This is a genomic window from Leeuwenhoekiella sp. H156 (assembly GCF_052218455.1).
In the GTDB taxonomy this organism is placed as follows: domain Bacteria; phylum Bacteroidota; class Bacteroidia; order Flavobacteriales; family Flavobacteriaceae; genus Leeuwenhoekiella; species Leeuwenhoekiella parthenopeia.
On sequence record NZ_CP197499.1, the window covers coordinates 1,334,667 to 1,353,828 of the forward strand.

The 19,162-nt window shown below is 44.1% G+C and carries 11 protein-coding genes; 3 read left to right on the forward strand and 8 right to left on the reverse strand.

Annotation, left to right across the window (positions count from 1 at the left end; translation table 11 throughout):
• Positions 1 to 80: 80 nt before the first annotated feature.
• The 6 genes from ACSSS3_RS05640 to ACSSS3_RS05665 all read right to left on the reverse strand — a co-directional run bounded on the left by ACSSS3_RS05640 (position 81) and on the right by ACSSS3_RS05665 (position 12,387).
• On the reverse strand, positions 81 to 2,525 hold the full coding sequence (locus tag ACSSS3_RS05640) for an ABC transporter permease (protein WP_442846760.1): 2,445 nt from the start codon (positions 2,523 to 2,525) through the stop codon (positions 81 to 83).
• A 185-nt stretch (positions 2,526 to 2,710) separates the two neighbouring features.
• Positions 2,711 to 5,122, reverse strand: a complete 2,412-nt coding sequence (locus ACSSS3_RS05645; protein ID WP_442846761.1) for an ABC transporter permease — start codon at positions 5,120 to 5,122, stop codon at positions 2,711 to 2,713.
• A gap of 229 nt (positions 5,123 to 5,351) precedes the next feature.
• Complete coding sequence (locus ACSSS3_RS05650; RefSeq protein ID WP_442846762.1) at positions 5,352 to 7,751, reverse strand: ABC transporter permease; 2,400 nt, start codon at positions 7,749 to 7,751, stop codon at positions 5,352 to 5,354.
• Positions 7,752 to 7,929: 178 nt separating this feature from the next.
• Positions 7,930 to 10,287, reverse strand: a complete 2,358-nt coding sequence (locus ACSSS3_RS05655) for an ABC transporter permease (RefSeq protein ID WP_442846763.1) — start codon at positions 10,285 to 10,287, stop codon at positions 7,930 to 7,932.
• Positions 10,288 to 10,374: 87 nt separating this feature from the next.
• Positions 10,375 to 11,079, reverse strand: a complete 705-nt coding sequence (locus tag ACSSS3_RS05660; protein ID WP_442846764.1) for an ABC transporter ATP-binding protein — start codon at positions 11,077 to 11,079, stop codon at positions 10,375 to 10,377.
• Between the two features lie 54 nt (positions 11,080 to 11,133).
• Complete coding sequence (locus ACSSS3_RS05665; RefSeq protein ID WP_442846765.1) at positions 11,134 to 12,387, reverse strand: efflux RND transporter periplasmic adaptor subunit; 1,254 nt, start codon at positions 12,385 to 12,387, stop codon at positions 11,134 to 11,136.
• Positions 12,388 to 12,593: 206 nt separating this feature from the next.
• Between ACSSS3_RS05665 and ACSSS3_RS05670 the strand changes: the two genes are divergently transcribed.
• From ACSSS3_RS05670 to ACSSS3_RS05680, 3 genes are all read left to right on the forward strand, one after another.
• Positions 12,594 to 13,940, forward strand: coding sequence for a sigma-54-dependent transcriptional regulator (locus tag ACSSS3_RS05670; protein ID WP_442846766.1), 1,347 nt, complete (start codon positions 12,594 to 12,596; stop codon positions 13,938 to 13,940).
• The gene (locus ACSSS3_RS05675; protein WP_442846767.1) at positions 13,930 to 15,273 is read left to right on the forward strand and encodes a sensor histidine kinase; all 1,344 of its coding nucleotides are present in this window, start codon (positions 13,930 to 13,932) and stop codon (positions 15,271 to 15,273) included. Before ACSSS3_RS05670 ends, ACSSS3_RS05675 begins: the two co-directional genes overlap by 11 nt.
• 213 nt (positions 15,274 to 15,486) lie before the next feature.
• Positions 15,487 to 15,831 (forward strand): hypothetical protein, encoded by a 345-nt coding sequence (locus tag ACSSS3_RS05680; protein WP_442846768.1) that lies wholly within the window; start codon positions 15,487 to 15,489, stop codon positions 15,829 to 15,831.
• 148 nt (positions 15,832 to 15,979) lie between these two features.
• Here ACSSS3_RS05680 and ACSSS3_RS05685 read toward each other — a convergent pair whose 3' ends face one another.
• Both ACSSS3_RS05685 and ACSSS3_RS05690 read right to left on the reverse strand, forming a co-directional pair.
• Positions 15,980 to 17,953: a fructose-1,6-bisphosphatase gene (locus tag ACSSS3_RS05685; protein ID WP_442846769.1), complete on the reverse strand. Its 1,974-nt coding sequence runs from the start codon at positions 17,951 to 17,953 to the stop codon at positions 15,980 to 15,982.
• A 217-nt stretch (positions 17,954 to 18,170) separates the two neighbouring features.
• On the reverse strand, positions 18,171 to 19,088 hold the full coding sequence (locus ACSSS3_RS05690; protein ID WP_442846770.1) for a LysR family transcriptional regulator: 918 nt from the start codon (positions 19,086 to 19,088) through the stop codon (positions 18,171 to 18,173).
• Between the last annotated feature and the right edge of the window lie 74 nt (positions 19,089 to 19,162).

Below are 19,162 nucleotides of genomic sequence, written 5' to 3' on the forward strand. Positions count from 1 at the left end.
AGTAACCTAATAACCCAATTAACCATTAACACTTAACCCCTTTCCATTAATTCCCCCTTCAGGTATTAGGGGCTCGGGGCTTATTCGGTTCGTAAAGATTTTACGGGGTTTTTTAAGGCGGTCCTCAATGTTTTAAAACTCATAATTGCAAGAGCGAGCACAACCATTCCGATGCCGCTTAGGGCAAAGACCCACCAGCTCATTTCGGTTTTATAGGCATAATCCTGAAGCCAATTGTGTAAGCCCCACCAGGCAAAAGGCACCGCAATGAGATAGGCCAAAACCACCAGCTTCAAAAAATCTGTACACAACAATAAATTAAGTTGCGCCAGGGACGCCCCAAGAACCTTGCGTATACCTATTTCTTTGGCCCGTCGTTCGGTCGTATGAATCACAAGCCCCAGAAGTCCCAGACAACTTATCAATACAGCCAGTCCGGTAGCCCAGTTGAGTAGGCTTGCGATGCGCTGCTCCTGTTCGTAGAAGTTTGCAATTGTCTCATCAATAAAGGTCATTTTAAAATCTTCGCCCGGATATACTTTTTTGTACACCTGCTCGACCTGAGCTATAGTGCTACTCCAGCCGTCGGGTTTATCATCCAATACCAAATGGACAGTCCTGAAATTTGTACGGCGCTCTCTGCCGGTATCTCCGGTAAGCACCAGGGGTATAACTTCGGTTTTAAGAGAGCGTTGCTTAAAGTCTTTCATCACGCCCACGATCAAGCGCGTATTGCTATTCAGCTCTATATACTTTCCAACTATGCCTTCTGGATTTTGAAAACCAAAAGCCTTCATTCCGGTTTCATTAATCACATATTCTTCAATAGTATCGTTCAATGGTTTTCTTCCCGCAAGAAGATCAATATTATAAACATTTAAATATTCGCTGTCTCCATTGAGAATCTGAAGTTCCTGAATCACTTCCTGATCTTCGGTTTTGTAGATTCCCATCCGGGTTGCCATATTGTGAGAGGCCGGAGGCATTCCCCCTAAACTACTATTAGAAATTCCCGGTAGTTTCCTGATTTCCTGTTCCAAAACGAGTCGCTTGCTAACGTTTTGATCCTCCCACGGAGTTTGCAGATATGCCACGGCATCGGTTCTAAAACCCAGATCACTGTGCATCATAAAATACAATTGCTTGCTTACAAGCAGAGTGGCAATCACAAAAACCTGAGCAATGACAAATTGCGACACGGTTAATACTTTTCGTAAAGAAGCCTTATTTGCAGTGTTTGTGATCGTTCCTTTAAAAACTCGAGTCGGTTTAAATCTCGACAAAACCACTCCCGGGTAAAAACCCGATAAAAACGTAAGAATAACTACAAGTCCAAGCACGAGACTAACAAACCACGGACTTGCCATAAGCCCCGCATCAACTCCATCGGGGATGAAATCATTAAACAACCTTAAAGCGAGGATTGCTATCAAAACCGAAGAAATAGCCGCCAGCAGGGTAAGCAAAAAGGTTTCTCCCAGAAACTGTATAACCAATTGCCTTTTTGAACTCCCCAGGGTTTTACGAATACCAATTTCCTTTGCGCGCTGCGTCGCCTGGGCTGTATTGAGGTTGATAAAATTGATACTTCCTAAAAGCAGCAGAAAAATGGCTACAAAAATAAGACTGATCAATATATTCTTATCAGCTTCAGGTCGTGAATAATCGTATATCCCATACTCCTGATCAAAATGCAACTCCGAAAGGGGCTGCAGATGAAACGTACGCTTATTGTTGTACTTCATCATATCTGCATCTACGTGTTGCTTACTTAATGCTGCTAACTGGCTTTGAATCTGCGCTTCGGTGCTATGCTCCGAACGTTTAATATAAAGCTGAGAAGCATTGTTTGTCATAGACCAACTCTCGCTGAATACCTGATCTTTACTATCGGTTTGCCTGACGGTTTCTAAAGAAACAAATTCATCAAAGTAAAGGTCAGAACGTTTATCAAAATCTTCAACAATACCCGAAACCACACCCTGCACCTCGGCATTATACACAAGGGTCTGCCCCATTACTGCGGTCAAAGGCAGGTTGGGAAAGTATTCTAAAGCACGTTTGCGGGTAAGTACAACCTGATTGGGTTTTTGTAGTGCAGTTTCTTTAGAACCGGCAATCCAGTCATACTCAAAAATGTCAAAATAGCTGGCCTCGGTAAGTATGATTTTTTCGGGATCACGAAAAATCTGTTCGCCGGAAGCAGCTTTAGATTCGCTGATCCACCAGTTAAAAAAGTAAGCCGATTGTTCAATGCCTGTTAATTCTTCACGCGCAGCAAGACGCATAGGCGGGGTTACTCCACCATTCTTAAAATTTCCCTGGGGGGTTTCAAAATCGGTCACCACCCGGTAAATACGATCCCTGTCTTTATGAAATGTATCAAAGGTAAAATCATAATACACCATAAGGCCTATTACAAAAGATGCACTAAACCCGATGGCCAGACTGATGACGTTTATGAATGAAAACAATTTGTTGTTCCAAATATTCCGCCAGGCGATTTTGATGTAGTTCTTTAACATGATCTATTGTTATTGCTATTGTTATTGCTATTGTTATTGTTATTGTTATTGCTATTGTTATTGCTCTTCTTTGTTGAATTTGGATTTAGTCTTTTAAATAACTCAGTAACCTAATAACCCAATTAACCATTAACATTTAACCGATTTCCATTAATTCCCCCTTCGGGGGTTAGGGGGCTCGGGGCTCATTCGGTACGCAGCGATTCCACCGGATTCTTCAGCGCTGCCCGTATGGTCCTGAAACTTATCGTAAACAGGGCTATAAAAACGGCCAGCAGACCAGCTGCCAGAAAAATCCAAAGATGCAATTCAATACGGTATTCATAATCCTGCAGCCATTGTGATAACAGCCACCAGGCAACCGGGGCGGCAATTACAAAAGCGACGCCTACGAGTTTCAGAAAATCTTTAGTCAATAAAAATGTGATTTGCGCGACACTGGCGCCTACCACTTTACGCACCCCGATTTCTTTGGTTCGTTGCGTCACTACCAGCATCGAGATCGCAAAAAGTCCGATACAGCTTAGGATAATGGCAATCAGCGAACCGCTGCTGATGATGGTGGTCATCGTACGCTCGCGCTTAAAAGTGCGGTCGATGTTTTCATCTAAAAAAGAGCCGAGAAATTCGGCGTTGGGCTCAATGCGTTTCCAGGCATCTTGAATGCTTTCAAAAGTCTGGGCCATATTTTGAGGAGCCACCTTTACAAAAGCATAATACAAATCCCAATCGCCTTTCATAAACAGACTTATAGGTTCGATTTTTTTGTTGAGCGACTGAAAGTTGTAATCCTTCAGGACGCCCACCACGGTATATTTGATGGAATCGTCAATAATAAGTTGTTTGTTTAGGGGATCTTCTTCCTGAAGTTCGCGCGCCATCGCTTCATTAATTACAATAGAAAGGCTGTCGCCGGAATAACTTCTGCTAAACGTACGCCCCTCTTTCAACTGAAGGCCTAAAGTTTCCGGGTAATCATAGTCAACTACCAGCATATTGGTAGAAACGCCACGGCCTTTATAATCAAAGCCCATCCGGCTAAAATAGGTGCTTCCGTCTCTCCCGAGACCCAGGTTGTTGTCTGAAGCCGTAACCGAAAGAATACCCGGTTTCCCGGCTAGTTCGTTGCGCAGCAAAGCCACATTCTGGCGGTTGGTGCGCTTTCCGTTTAAAGGAATAGCAACCACCTGTTCTTTATTAAACCCAAGGTCTTTATTCCGCATATAATCAAGCTGCTTCCCCAGGACCAAAGTCCCCGAAATCAACACAATCGCAATACTAAACTGCACCACCATCAGCGCATTGCGCACCCGGTTTTTACCGGCTAAATCAAGCTTTCCTTTTAAGGCTTTGAGTGTGCCCAGTTTGCTCAAAACCAAAGCCGGATAGCCGCCCGCAATAAACGTGATCAGGATAAATGAAATTAAAAGGGTGATCAATAAAGTTGACGAACTCATATCTGTAAGTCTCGCCGGGGTGTTGAAGAGCTGGCGAAAGGGAGATTCTAAAGCCAGACTAAGACCAACCCCCAGCAGGAGTGCAATTAAAAAGATCCAGACGCTTTCGCTCCAAAACTGAAAAAACAACTGTTTTTTAGCCGCGCCCAGGGTTTTACGCATACCTATTTCCCGCAGGCGCTGGGCACTGCGCGCGATGCTCATATTCACAAAATTGATCCCCGCAATAAACAGAATGAGTAACCCAATCCCCAGAATCATAAAGGGATAAGCCCGACTCACTTTTAAGTAATCTCCTTTAAAATCAGCAAAATGAATGTCTTTAAAAGGAAGGAGATTAAGTTCTAAATAATTGCCGTTTGCATTGGGTTGCGCGCCGTCACGTTTAAGATCTTCAATGTTTCCCTGATAATGCAGGTTGTTAAAGGAAACCGCGCTTTGCGTGAGTGCCTCTGGGGTGGTATCTGCACTAAGCTGAATAAATACCGAATGATTTCGGGAATCCCAACGGTCAACATTTTCGGCATAATTGGGAGAATGGGTAAAATTAACTGCCGCGTCAAACCGAAGCCCGCTGGTTACCGGAATATCTTTAAGAATACTTCCTACGGTAAACACCTCGTTGCGCCCGTTTACAAGCAGGTTCAGGCGTTCGCCCAGCACTTCGGTCTTGCCAAATAAACGTTGGGCGGTCTCTTCGGTAATGCTTATTTGTGAATCGTTTTTTAAAACATCAACCGGACCTCTGAGCGTTTCAAAACTAAACATCTCAAAAAATTCAGGATCTGTAAAGATCAATCTCAAATCAAGCTCCTTACCTTCCTCCAGATTGAGTGCATGATCGCTGATGTAGCGGGAAATGTGCTTGATATTGGGCAGTTCCTGCTCCAGTGCAGGCGCAAAAGGCACCGGCATAGAGGTCGCCAGTTCCTGACCATCGGGGGTCTGCTCGCTATAATACACCTGAAAAAGGTCTTCCTTATTTTCGTGAAATTGATCGTACGACAAATCAAAAAAAGCATACATCCCCAGCAGCAGCGCTGCCGCAAATGCGACACTCAGTCCCAGCAGATTAAGCAGGGTAAAGCTTTTGTCTTTCCACAGATTCCTAAACGCGATTTTGATATAGTTTTTTAACATTATCTATTGTTATTGTTATTGTTATTGTTATTGCTATTGTTATTGCTATTGTTATTGCTATTGTTATTGCTATTGTTATTGCTATTGTTATTCTTTATTGAATTTGGAGTTAGTCTTTTAAATAACTCAGTAACCTAATAACCCAATTAACCATTAACACGTAACCCTTTACGCTTCCCCTTGCCATTAATTCCACCTTTGGGGGTTAGGGGGATCGGGGGCTCGGGGCTTATTCGGTTCTTAAGGATTTTACCGGGTTTGCGATTGCGGCTTTTACAGCCTGAAAGCTTACCGTTACAAACGCGATGAGTGTTGCTCCCAGACCTGCAAGACCAAACACCCACCAGTGTATAGGCGTACGGTAGCTGAAATTCTGTAACCACGCGCTCATAAGCCAGTATGCCACTGGAGAAGCCAGCACAAAGGCCACTCCTACCAGTTTTAAAAAGTCTTTAGAGAGCAGTCGTGTTACTCCCGCAACACTGGCACCTAAAACTTTACGCACCCCGATCTCTTTGGTGCGTTGTTCTGCCATAAAGGCTGCGAGACCAAAAAGACCCAAACAGGCAACAAAAATGGCCAGCACCGAAAATAAGGTTGCCGTACGTGCTGTGCGCTCTTCTGAAGCGTAAAGCTGTGCGACATGCTTGTCTACAAAAGCGTAGTCAAAAGCTGTATTGGGCAAATTTTCATTAAAGGTTTGCTCTAAATCGTTGATTAATTGTTGCAGGTTTTGGGTATTGTAGCGTATCAGTAGGGTGCGTATACCTTCAGGGGCATCATTGGCTTTGTAATACATATACCCACCACTGTCTTCTTTAAGTGAATTGAAGTTGAAATTTGCCACCACGCCCGTGATAATGGCTTTACCGCCCAGCTCTGTATTTATGGGCTTATTTACCGCATCTTCAGGGGTTTTATAATTCAGGTAGTGGAGTATCTTTTCGTTTATCAACGAATACACAAGCGAATCTCCCTCGGGAATGTTTTGCGGAAGCTCAGAACCGGCAAGAAGCTTCAGTTTTAAGGTTTCAACCACATTACCTTCGGTACGGCAACTCGCGATGGGCATTCCCGTTTGATCTGTGCTTAAACGGCTTACAGACCTGCCGCTTTCATCGGCCCCGGGTATAGATTGTACAGCTGCAATACCCGCTACATAAGTCTTTCGGTTTAAAGCGTTTTGCAGATTTTGAACCTGCTGCCTGTTTTCGGCAGATTTTACCGAAACCGCAACCACGCCATCGGGATTATAACCCAGGTCTTTATTTTTTATAAAATCCATTTGCTGCACGATCACGGTAACCGCAATAATTAAAATGATAGAAGCCGCAAACTGAAACACCACGAGACCCTTTCGCACAACTTCTGAGGCAGTATTCTTTTTTGTGGATTTATTCACCAGCGAAAGCGGCGAAATTCCGGTCATAGAAAGCGCTGGATAGCTACCCGCAACGAGGGTGACCAGCAGCCAGATAAGAGCTAACCCAATTAAAATAGGTGTGGTTAACAGATCACTGTAATGCAGCGTATTACCGGTGAAATTTTTAAACAGAGGCAGTACCAAAAATGAAATCCCAAAAGCGAGAACCACGGCTATAAAAACCAGAATCGCGGTTTCTACATAAAAAAGGGAAAGCATATGCTTCCGGCTGGCGCCCAAAACTTTATTAACCCCGATGCTCTTTCTGCGCTTCTGCGAATTTGCTGTCGCCAGGTTCATATAGTTGATGCAGGCGATTAGCAATACCAGTACAGACAGAAATACCAAACTTCTAACAGTGGTAATACTTCCCAGCTTTGAAGAATATCCGTCGCCAATTCCTGCTGAGTACAGGTGTATTTTGGTTAAGGGTTGCAGGTAAAACCGGGTGAAATACTGTCCTTCTTTAGCAACGTATTTATCGATCAACCGGGTTGCCTGAGTTTCAATTTGTGCCACGGGAGTTTCGGGTTGTACTTGCACATAGGTCTCATAGCTGGCATTGCTCCAATACTCATTTTGCCCCATCCACGAGTCCATAACATTGTAAATCAGCTCACAGTCTATCACACTGTTACGGGGTAGGTTTGTGTAGACTCCGGAGACCTGAAGCGTATCGCGGTTGTTTACCGTGATAAATTCACCCAGAGCAGATTTAGTACCAAAAAACCGTTCTTTAGCAGCCTGAGACAGTACCACCGAGTTGGGGTTGGCAAATGCATTTTTTGAGTTTCCTTCTAAAAATTTAAAGTCAAACATCTCAAACACCGTAGAATCTGCAAGGTAAAGTCCGTCTTCGGTGAAATTCTTATTGCCGATCTTTAAGGATGCAGTGACTCCAAAATCGTCTTTAATGAGCCGCGTCATTCTTTTAACCTGCGGAATGTCTTTGACCATCGCCGGACCAACGGCGTTGGGTAGTTCGGCCCAGGTTTCAAAGTTGTATTCTTCGGAAGTCTTCATATTCACACGGTAAATGGCTTCAGCGTGCGAATACATTTTATCAAAGCTGAGTTCGGTATTTACAAAGGAAAACAGCACAATACAAACACATAGGCCAACCACCAGGCCAATGATGTTTAAACCCGTAAACAGGCGGTTTGCTTTGATATTCCGCCAGGCGATTTTGATATAGTTCTTTAACATTGTCTAGTGTTATCGTTATTGTTATTGCTATTGTTATTCTTTATTGAATTTGGAGTTATTCTTTTAAATAACTCAGTAACCTAATAACCCAATTAACCATTAACATTTAACCCCTTCCCCTTTCCATTAATCCCCCCTTCGGGGGTTAGGGGGCTCGGGGGCTCGGGGGCTCGGGGGCTTATTCGGTTCTCAAGGATTTTACGGGGTTGGCGATTGCGGCTTTAATGGCCTGAAAGCTTACGGTTAACAGGACAATCCCTATAGCGGCAATACCCGCAACTACAAATACCCAGACGTTAATCGATATGCGGTACGCAAATCCCTGCAGCCAGTTGTACATAATATACCAGGCCAATGGAACTGCAATTACTATGGAAACCAGTACCAGTACTATAAAATCTTTAGACAGTAAGCGCACGATACCGGCGACACTCGAGCCTAACACTTTGCGTACGCCTATTTCCTTACGGCGTTGCTGTGCGGTGTAGGCCGAAAGTCCAAACAGACCCAGGCAGGATATCAAGATGGAAAGCGCCGCAAAAATTTGGGATAACGAACCCATCAACTGTTCGTTTTTAAACCGCCGGTCAAACGCGGCATCTACAAACTCGTATTCAAAGGGATAACCCGGGTTGTAGGTTTTGAGGGTTTGCTCAATGGTACTCAGGATTTCATCTGCCGGGTAGTTGGGATTGGTCCTCAGATACATGTATTGGGCCTCAGACGGAAAGTTGAAAAACATAACCGGATCACTGGTGCCATACATATCACCATATAAATAATCATTAGTCACTCCAACAACGGTAACCGTATCGCCAAACCAGTCTATGGTTTTACCCAGTGCACTGCCTGCTCCCATTAGTTTTGCAAATGATTCGGTGATAAGCACGTGCGTGCTGTCTTGTGCTACGCTTGTACTGAAACCCCGACCTTCTAGAATCTTAATCCCGGTCGTTTCTAAATAGCCATCAGTGACATACCTGAAAGAGACCAAAACATCTTCTGTATCGGTTCCACCCTGCCATCTCAAACCCGAACCGTTATTACCGGCAGACATTATGTTTGAATTTGATAAACCCAAACTGCTTACCATCCCGGTATTCTTCAGGCTTTCTGCTATCGCATTCCTGTCTTTAATCAAATCTCCATTTACCGGTATTTCAATCAGGTTTTCTTTATTTAAACCCAGATCCCGATTTTTTACGTGCTGCACCTGCTGATAAACCAAAAGTGTACTGATAATGAAAACAATAGAAACCGCAAACTGGGTTATCACGAGTCCCTTCCGCACAAAACCGGCTCCTTTAGACTGTATACGATTGCCTTTTAAAACCGCTATGGGCTTAAAAGAAGAAAGGTAAAACGCAGGGTAAAGGCCTGCCAATATTCCGCAGGTAAGCGTTATTCCTAATAATGAAATTAAATGTGAGGGTACTGTAAGACCTAATGAAAGCTGCTTTCCTATAAGTCCGTTAAAAGCAGGAATGATGAGCAGCAGTACCAATACACTCAATACCGCAGCCAATAGGGCGGTAAGCATAGCCTCGGTTATAAATTGAAGAATCAGCTGCTTTTTATCTGAACCCAAAGTTTTACGCACCCCTACTTCGTTTGCCCGTTTCTCGCTTCGGGCAGTTGATAAATTCATAAAATTGATGCAGGCAATTATTAAGATGATCAGGGCCACAAAACTGAATAAGCGCACGTACTCTATTCTTCCGCCTACCACTTCTCCGTTTTTAAAATCAGATCTGAGATGCCAGTCTTTTGCTGCATGCAGAATGGCCTGGGTATCTGCATCGTCGGTCTTTGCCGGTAAAACCTGCTTTACTTTGGCATTAACCGTGTTGAAATCAGCACCCGGCGCCAGCATCACAAAGGTGTCTGTAAAATTGCTGCCATAGTCCTGAGTCCAGGGTTTGTCCTGAGTAAAGTTTTCAAAAGGTACAAGCCAGCTAAAACCGTAAGTGGTATTTTTTGGAAGATTTTCAATTACTCCGGTTATTTTAAAATGTTCCTTCTGGTTAATCTGAACACTCTGTCCGTATAGATTGTTTGGATTTTCAAAAAGAATTTGAGCCAACTCCTGCGTAATGACGATTCCGTCTTTACTCTTAAACGCTTCAGATGCATTGCCCTCAATAAATTTCAGGTTATACATATCCAAAAAATCGGCATCAGTGTAGGAACCGCTACTGACAACCGAAGAGTTATTTACACTAAACAGAAAATCGGCATTACGAAAGCGGGCTGCACTGGTTATTTCGGGGATCTCAGCCTTTAAATCGGCCCCTAAAGGTCCAGGTGTCGCCTGAAAAAACGTACGTGTCTGTCCTTCATAGACCTGATTGGTAGGCACACTGTACACCCGTTCCTGATCTGCGACTACAGTATCATAACTCATCTCATCTTCAACCCAAAGCAGAATGATGCTGGCACAGGTGATTCCTATGGCAAGGCCAAAAATATTGAGTGCGCTGTATCCCTTGTTCTTCCAAAGGTTTCTAAAGGCGATTTTGAAATAGTTTTTAAGCATAGCTGATATGATGTTGGGAGTGATGAAGTCCCGTTTTTGATTGATTGTTTCGGCTGCTGCCGATTGATGAATGAATCCCCTGAAATCTTAAACCTCTAAGGTTTTGCTTTTGTATTCTGAAAGTACATTTTCGGTGATCTTCTGACCGTCTAGCATCCTGATGATGCGGTGGCTATACTTGGCGTCGTGCTCGCTGTGCGTCACCATAATGATGGTCGTGCCGGCTTCGTTGAGTTCGGTAAGCAAATCCATTACCTCGTTACCGTTGCTGCTGTCCAGGTTACCCGTAGGTTCATCGGCCAGGATGAGTTTAGGATTGTTAACCACGGCCCGGGCTACGGCCACACGCTGCTGCTGCCCTCCCGATAATTGCTGCGGAAAGTGTTTGCGGCGGTGCATGATTTGCATTTTTTCGAGCACCTCGTCTACCCGCTTTTTACGTTCGGCTGGTTTTACGCCGGTGTAAATCAACGGAAGCTCCACGTTTTCAAAAACCGTGAGTTCGTCAATCAGGTTAAAGCTTTGAAAGACAAACCCGATGTTGTGCTTGCGCAGATCGGCCCGCTTGCGCTCGTTAAAACCGGCTACTTCAATACCGTTGAAGATAAAGCTGCCGCCATCCGGGTCGTCAAGCAATCCAAGAATATTAAGCAAAGTCGATTTACCGCAGCCCGAAGGTCCCATTACGGCTACAAATTCGCCTTCCTGCACCTGAAAAGACAGTTTATTGAGGGCGATGGTGCGCACCTCTTCGGTGGCGTAATACTTTTCTAAGTCTGTTATTTTGATCATCTAAGAAAGGATTAGGTTTATTAATGCTAAGAGTAGTGTTGTCATATTTTTGTTTTAATCCTGAAGTACCAGTTCCTGCACTTCATCATAATTATCGTAACTGCTGGTGATCACGCGGTCTCCCGGCTCAAGCCCGCTTAAAACCTCGTAATACTCCGTATTTTGGCTGCCCAGCGAAATGTCTGCTTTATAGGCGGTGTTTCCGTCTTCGCTCACTTTAAAAATCCAGTTGCCGCCGGTCTCCTGAAAGAATCCACCTTTGGGGATGAGCAAGGCTTGCTTTTCCTGGCTCAGGGCTACCCGTATTTGCAGGGTTTGACCGCGGCGTATCCCTTCGGGCACATCCGATTCAAATTCCATATCTACCTGAAATCTTCCGTTTGTCACCTGAGTAAAGACCTTTTTGATGACCAGTGTGTAGCTTTTTCCGTCGAAATCAAACGAACCTTTTTGACCGGTATAGATTCGGGAAATGTAATGCTCGTCAATATCCACACGTACTTTGTAGCCGCTCAACACGTCTATCTGCCCCAGGCGCTCGCCTTTGTTTTTAGACTGACCAATTTCGGCATCAAGCGAAGTAAGCTGCCCGTCTACCGGCGCCCGCACCACGAGGTCTGCCACTTTACGACGCATCAATTCTAAGGCATTCTGGGTACGCTCATACGAACTGGAAACCTGATTTTTTTCCTGCTTCACCGCAATTGAATCCTGAGCCAGAATTTGCTCTGCCAGTTGCATACGCTCTTTCTGATAATTGTAATCATTTTCAGATTTAATCAGATCCTGACGCGCAATCGCGTCTTTGTTGTAAAGCTTTTTGTTGAGTTCGTACACCCGTTTCGCTTCGATGAGGCTGTTTTCCACATCGGTGTACTGGTTGAGTTTTACGATGGTATTTTGGCGCGCGGCGTTCTGCGAAATCTGCATTTGCGTCAATAAATTGTACACCTGCGTTTCCTGATTCACCAGACTCAGCTCCAGATCGGTGTTGGACAGGCGTAAAATGGGTTCGCCCTTTTTCATCACCGCACCGTCTTCCACAAACTTTTCTTCAACCCTTCCGCCCTCAAGCGCATCGAGGTAAATGGTGGTAATGGGCATCACTACCCCGTTTACCGGAATGTTTTCCTGAAACACATCTTGTTTTACTGTTGCGATGCTCAGACGTTCTTTTTGAACGTTGAGTTTTGAGGTTCCGGTGGTGGAAAGAATCACAAAAACAATTAAAGCTGCAAGGGCAATACCGCCTGCGATCATGAGTATTTTCTGTGTGGTAAAACGTTTCTTTTCTAAAGGGATGTCCATAAAAATTTTTGTTTGCACTTAGTTACAAAGCAATATTGTGCCAAAACTATAAGTTGTTGATTATTAATTATTTAAAAATAAAACACTTAATAAAAGTGTTCGGTTTTGATACACTTCATGTACGCTGCCGATACACTTTTGGTACAGCCAAAAATTAGCCGCTTTCTGGCCGTTACTCAAAAACCGAAAATTGTAATATTGTAGCTATGCAACTCAAAGACGCCCACATACTGGTCATTGACGATGATGAAGATGTACTTACCGCGCTTCGTCTTTTGCTCAAGCCTCAGGTAAAACTGGTTGTGGTTGAAAAAAATCCCAATGCCCTGCAGGCTATTCTGAGCAAACAGGATTTTGACGTGGTGATTCTCGATATGAATTACAACGGACTCGTAAATACCGGTAACGAAGGGATTTTTTGGCTAAATAAAATCAAGTCGCTAAAACCTGAAATTGCCGTGATGCTTATTACGGCTTATGGCGATATCGATCTGGCCATTCGCTCGCTTAAAGAAGGAGCGTCTGATTTTTTGGTAAAACCCTGGAAGAATGAAAAACTGCTGGAGTCTATCGCTGAAATTTTAGCCAAAAAGAAAAAAGCGGGAAGTCCAAAAATCAAACTCGACTCGGAAACCAGAATTATAGGCGATAGCGAACCCATGCAGGAGGTTTTTGTAAAGCTGAAAAAAGTGGCGCCTACTGATGCCAATATTTTGATTTTGGGCGAAAACGGAACCGGGAAAGACCTGATTGCACGCTCTATTCACGAAAATTCGCTGCGTAAAAACAAGCCTTTTGTAAAAGTAGATGTAGGTGCCCTGACTGAAAGTCTCTTTGAAAGTGAACTTTTCGGGTACAAAAAAGGGGCCTTTACCGATGCGCGTGAAGACCGCAAAGGTCGTTTTGAAACTGCAGATGGCGGCACGCTGTTTTTGGATGAAATAGGAAACATCAGCCTGCGGCAACAGGCGCGTTTACTCACCGTTTTACAGAATCGCCAGGTAACACCGCTAGGATCTAATGAGCCTGTAAACGTAGACATCCGGCTTATTTGCGCGACCAACCTAAGCCTGAAAGATCTGGCAGATGAAGGCAAATTCCGGAAAGATTTGATTTACCGCATCAACACGGTAGATCTGATGATTCCGCCGCTGCGGGATCGCGGTACAGACCTGAGCCTGCTGGCCCAGTATTTTGTAAAGCTGTATGCCGAAAAATACGGCAAGGCAAGCTTCAGCCTGGATCCCGGTTTCATCAAAAAATTGAAAGAACACAGCTTTCCGGGCAATGTTCGCGAACTGCAATATGCTCTGGAACGTGCTGTGATTATGGCCGAAGGTTCCATTCTAGTCGCTGAAGATTTAGCCTTTTCGCCCATAGAACAGCAATCGGAAACCGAGCATAAACTCAAGACCACCAATCTGGATGCGGTAGAAAAAAACACCATCCTCAAGGTGATTGAAAAGAATAAGGGCAACATTTCCAAATCGGCTAAAGAACTGGGCATTACCCGTACCGCACTCTACCGCAGACTCAATAAATATGATCTATAAAAGCTACATCGCCGGCCTTTTGCTGCGGGTGTTGCTTTTACTGGCCGCACTTACGGGCATCGCCTGGGGAATAGTCAACACGAGTCTGCTTTTTTCGCTGATTGGCGGCGGTATTACGCTGATCATTCTGTACGACCTATACCGCTATTTGATACGGCGCTTTGTCGCGATTGATGACTTTTTTGAGGCTGTAAAATACCGGGATTTCTCCCGCTGGTTTTCCGAAAAACACGGCCCGCAGGATTTACGCAACCTGCACAGGGGCTTTAATAACGTCAACAAGACCATCAAAGCCATCAACAACGAGCGTCAGGCGCAGTTTGTGTACCTGCAGAAAATTCTCGAAATGGTTGAAGTGGGCATCATCGCCTACAATCTGGATACCGGCGAAGTGCTCTGGGTCAACGAGTCGCTGCTTAACACGCTCGATTTGCCCACTTTTAAAAACATAGGTTTTGTCGAAAAGCGCAGACCGCAATTGTACACCGAATTGTTTGACACCTACCGTACCGAAGCGGTATCGGTTAACCTCAGCCTGCGCAACGAACAGTTAAAAGTACTGATTTCCGAAACGGTTTTTCAGCTGGAAGAAGATGCGTTTAAGCTCGTGGTGCTTCAGAATATTGAAAATACGCTCAACCAAAACGAGTCTGACGCCTGGAAAAAACTCCTGAGTGTGATGACCCACGAGATTATGAACAGCATCGCGCCCATCTCGTCGCTCGCCGAAACGCTACAAAACCACATTCAAAACAACCAGCAAAATGCAGAATTACATCCGCTGGAATTGGATGACCTCAACGCGGGCATCAGCAGTATTAAAAAACGCAGCGAAGGTCTGATGAAATTTGCCAAAACCTACCGCAGCCTCAGCAAAGTCACGCATCTCAACCTCGAGCCCGTCAAGGTGGGCGAACTCTTTAAAAGCATCAGCGACCTGATGCAGCCTTCACTGGCAGACAAGCCGGTGGCGCTTCATTTTAAAACCGAAAACCCGGAAATGGCTTTCGAGATTGACAGCTACCTTATTGAGCAGGTGTTGATCAACCTGATCCTGAATGCGATTGATGCTACGCAGGGGGCCGAAAAGCCAAAGATTGTGGTCTCCGCCTCTCAAAACAGCAAAGGCCGGGTACAAATCAAGGTACGCGACAACGGCAGCGGCATCCCTGAAGAAATACGCGAGAGTATTTTTATTCCGTTTTTTAGTACCAAAAAAACCGGAAGCGGCATCGGCCTCAGCCTCAGCAAGCAAATTATGACCCTGCATAAAGGTAAAATTCAACTGCAGAGCGCTGCCGAAACCGGAACAGAGTTTACGCTTCAGTTTTAGGGTTAAAAACAACTACCACAAATTTGAAAACAGCTTTATATATGGAACTTACAATAATCGGACTGCTAGTCCTATTAATATTCTTATGTATCATTGAATTGCTATTTTTTCTTTTGATTTTTGAAGAATGAGGACAGGCAAGTTCAGTTTTGAATAATTTTTGGCGGAATAGCGTTCAAAATGTTTACCAAGAAATACTATAATTAATCTGAATTGAAAACAAGGGAGTTTTTAGAAATAAAGACAGATTATCTCGAAATCGTAATAAGATCAATTCTATTTTTCGGAATTGTGCTTCTTCTAATTTTGATTGAGATATTTGCTTTTTGGGTAATTTATGGAGAAGGTGCTACTGCAAGTCGTATTTTGGAATTATGGTACATCGATCTCATTTTAAATTACCTGCCGATTTTGCTTGTTGGCGGATTTTTGATTTTAAGAATAGTAAAAGAGTATAAAAAACTAGAGTATGTGAAATTCAAAACAAATCTGATTACACTTTTGATTTTGATATTTCTATTCTCAGTCAAAAATCAACTTAATAAACTGATTTTCTGAAACTTAAATAAAAACACATTGTATTCCTTAATCGGAGTTAATTGTAATTTACTATCCCTCTATTAATGTTGAAAATTTTACCGAATTTCTCACAACACGCACTAAATAAATCCGCTAATTTCATTCAAACCAATACCTTTAAAATCCACTAGCTGCTCGTTCGTGGAAAACGTTCGGTAAGTAAGCCAAGGCGGTACGAGTTTAATAGGTCTTTGAGGTCTGCTATTTGTTCCTTTATCTTGTTACCGTCCCTGATATCTTCCACCTTTAAGGGCTTGTCTTCATACGAATAGATGGTTTCCGCTTCCAAAATATCCAGCTCCTCAGTAATCGCCTTTTCCGTAGATTCAAAAGGAAGATGCGCGATTATTTTTTTACCGATATGATCAAAAATAAGCGTATAACCCGCGATACCCGTTTGTTCCTGATAGGCTTTTGCAAACCCCCCGTCTATGACCAGTAATTTACCTTCCGCTTTGACCGGACTCTCCCCTTTTTTGACAGCCACAGGCACATGACCGTTTATGATGAGGCTGTTTGCAGGATCAAGGCCAAAATTCTTAAGGATTTTATCGGCTGTTTCAGGCAAATCCCTGTACTGGTAATACGGACTCTTGGTTTCTTTATGCAGCTTTTCATCGGTCACAAAATACCGCTCAAAAGTGGCCATTTTATCTTTCCCGAATAAAGGGGAGTCCGGTCCTGCCCAGAGATACCACATCATGTCTTTTGCCAGTTCGTTTTCGCGTGTTCCTGAAACCCCGGAATAGGCCTCGCGGGCAAGTTTATCTAAAAAATCCATGTACTCCCGGCCAGTTCTTTTTTTACCCAAAAGTTCTATTGCAGCCAGATTGCCGTCTTTGTCTATAGGAATGCACCCGTGAAACAACAGGCAATCATTTGCAATGTGGTACATACTTCCCTTTTCGTATAAGAACTGTACGTGTTCCTGAAGACGTACACTCTGTTCAAAGGATTCGGCAAGTTGCTGCATAAGCTCCTGCTCCCCCTTGGAAAGCCCGGTAGGATTTTCCGGATCGATAGTAGGAAAGAAATCATCTTTCATCGCATAGGTTTCACCTTCAACTGTGAGTTCATTTTTAGAGAAATCTATACATTCGAGCATTTTACGGTGTTCCATCCGCAATTCCGGTCTTCTGCTTATCAGTTGCTCTTCCAGCTTAAACTGAATAATACTGATGGCTTTATGCATAATGCGATTGAGCCAGCCCTCACTTTCGTTAAGCAAATCCTCAGGAGCAACTTTCGGATTAAAAGCCAGGCTGCTATCATCGCGGTAATGTTCAAGTGCAAACGACGCCAGAGGCAACAAATTGATGCCATACCCATTCTCCAGAGTTTGGGTGTTGCCATATCGTAGCGAAAGCCTGATCACGTTTGCCATACAGGCGCGGGAACCCGATGCTGCACCCATCCATACAATGTCGTGATTGCCCCATTGTATATCTACCGAATGGTATGCGATGAGACTGTCCATAACCTGTTCTGCACCGGGACCGCGGTCATAGATATCACCGATCACGTGTATTTTTGCAATAGCCAGCCGCTGTATGAATTCTGCAAGGGCAATAATCAATTGATCACCCTCACCAATCGCGATGATGGAGCGCAACAAATTTTGACGGTAAGCAAATTTCTGTTCCGGGGCAGATTCCCCGTCAAGCAGTTCACGAATCACTACTTTATAATTTACCGGTAACAACAGATCCAGTTTGCGTGTGGTATAAATTGCGGTAAACCGATGCGCGACTTTCAACAGGCGTTTTACCGCGATTGTGTAAAATTCTTCGAGATCCGAATTTTTGGATTTCAAAATATCCAGTTTTTCCTGCGGATAATAAATCAAGGTAGCCAGACTGCGCAGGGAATCTTCGGTGAGTTCGTCCTCAAAAAGCGTCAAAAGTTCGTGCCGAATACGACCGGATGCATTCTTAAGCATATGCCGAAAAGACTCGTGCTCCCCGTGTATGTCGCTTATAAACAATTCGGGGCTTTTGGGCAGCGAAAGCAGGGCCTCAAGTAAGACAACCTCTTTTGCCACCGCGGCTGTATTGGGATACTGCTCAGAAAGCAGTTTTAAATATTTAATATTGTTTTGCATAGGTACATTTGAAAAAAACCAACAACTCCAAGATACTTTTTTTGATTGGGAATTCTGCCTTTAAATAGATGTAACGCCGGTTCTATTTTGAAGAAGGGGAATAGGCCTGAATATCAGCAAGCATATCCTGACCTGGCATAAGGGTAAAGCTCAGCTGCTGAGCACTGCCGAAAGAGGAACGGGGTTTATGCTGCGGTGGTAGGGTTTTTAGCCCCTCCTATTCCAGATACTCAAAATGCTCTGCAATAATGCCCTCCTTTTCGGCTTCCAGATATTCCACAAAAGCTTTGGCTATGGGCGACAGGTTTTTAGCCTGCAACCAGACCAGATTCCAATAGGTGTTGATGGGTAAGCCCTTTACCGGAATGATTTTCAGTTTCTGGCTTTTCAGTTCGTTACGCAATCCAATGATTGGCATAATCGAACAGCCCAGACCGGCAAGAACCGCTTGTTTGACCGCCTCGTTTGAGGTAAGCTCCATCGTCTTTTTTACCGTGTACTTGCGCTGGGCTATAAAATGTTCCATCGCAGCCCGGGTGGCCGACCCCGCCTCCCGCGAGATAATCGGCACCTTTTCGAAGAGCACCTTTTTGGGTGTGGTGACGCTCAGGTTCATCGTGCTGCCCGCCACATAATACAGACTGTTTGGCATCAGCCTTACCGTATTTACCTTCAGTTTTTCAGGAAGTACCGAGACCAGGGCAAAATCTACCGCATTGCGCTCCAGACTTTCAACTACCAGCGATTTATTGGTCACATCCATAACCAAATCGACACCGGGATGCTTTCGCAGAAAGCCGGACAGAAAATAAGGCATCACATACTTGCCCGTAGAAGCCACCGAAATGGTCAATCTGCCCGAAAGTTCGCCCTGAAATGCCCGCGTTTTGTAGTTTATTGCCTCTACTTCCCTTAAAATTTTTGAAGCCGTCCGGGCAATTTCCATCCCAAATTCAGTCACGTACAACTGCCTGCCCACCACCTCGGTAAGCGGAATGGGAAATTGCTCCTGAAAATTCTTAAGCTGAATAGACACAGCGGGTTGCGTGAGATGCAACTCTTCTGAAGCCTTGGTAATACTCTTCAATTCTGCGATTTTTTGAAAGATCTGAAGCTGATGCAAAGTGTAGTTCATAAATAATTTTAATGTATTCGATAACAAATATAAATAAAAATTTATGCCTTAGATGTTTCAACTTTGTAACCGAA

What these genes read in the sequence shown, in the direction of transcription:
- ACSSS3_RS05640 (WP_442846760.1), bottom strand. Translation starts at nt 2,525, where the DNA reads ATGTTAAAGAACTACATCAAAATCGCCTGGCGGAATATTTGGAACAAC.
- ACSSS3_RS05645 (WP_442846761.1), bottom strand. Translation starts at nt 5,122, where the DNA reads ATGTTAAAAAACTATATCAAAATCGCGTTTAGGAATCTGTGGAAAGAC.
- ACSSS3_RS05650 (WP_442846762.1), bottom strand. Translation starts at nt 7,751, where the DNA reads ATGTTAAAGAACTATATCAAAATCGCCTGGCGGAATATCAAAGCAAAC.
- ACSSS3_RS05655 (WP_442846763.1), bottom strand. Translation starts at nt 10,287, where the DNA reads ATGCTTAAAAACTATTTCAAAATCGCCTTTAGAAACCTTTGGAAGAAC.
- ACSSS3_RS05660 (WP_442846764.1), bottom strand. Translation starts at nt 11,079, where the DNA reads ATGATCAAAATAACAGACTTAGAAAAGTATTACGCCACCGAAGAGGTG.
- ACSSS3_RS05665 (WP_442846765.1), bottom strand. Translation starts at nt 12,387, where the DNA reads ATGGACATCCCTTTAGAAAAGAAACGTTTTACCACACAGAAAATACTC.
- ACSSS3_RS05670 (WP_442846766.1), top strand. Translation starts at nt 12,594, where the DNA reads ATGCAACTCAAAGACGCCCACATACTGGTCATTGACGATGATGAAGAT.
- ACSSS3_RS05675 (WP_442846767.1), top strand. Translation starts at nt 13,930, where the DNA reads ATGATCTATAAAAGCTACATCGCCGGCCTTTTGCTGCGGGTGTTGCTT.
- ACSSS3_RS05685 (WP_442846769.1), bottom strand. Translation starts at nt 17,953, where the DNA reads ATGCAAAACAATATTAAATATTTAAAACTGCTTTCTGAGCAGTATCCC.
- ACSSS3_RS05690 (WP_442846770.1), bottom strand. Translation starts at nt 19,088, where the DNA reads ATGAACTACACTTTGCATCAGCTTCAGATCTTTCAAAAAATCGCAGAA.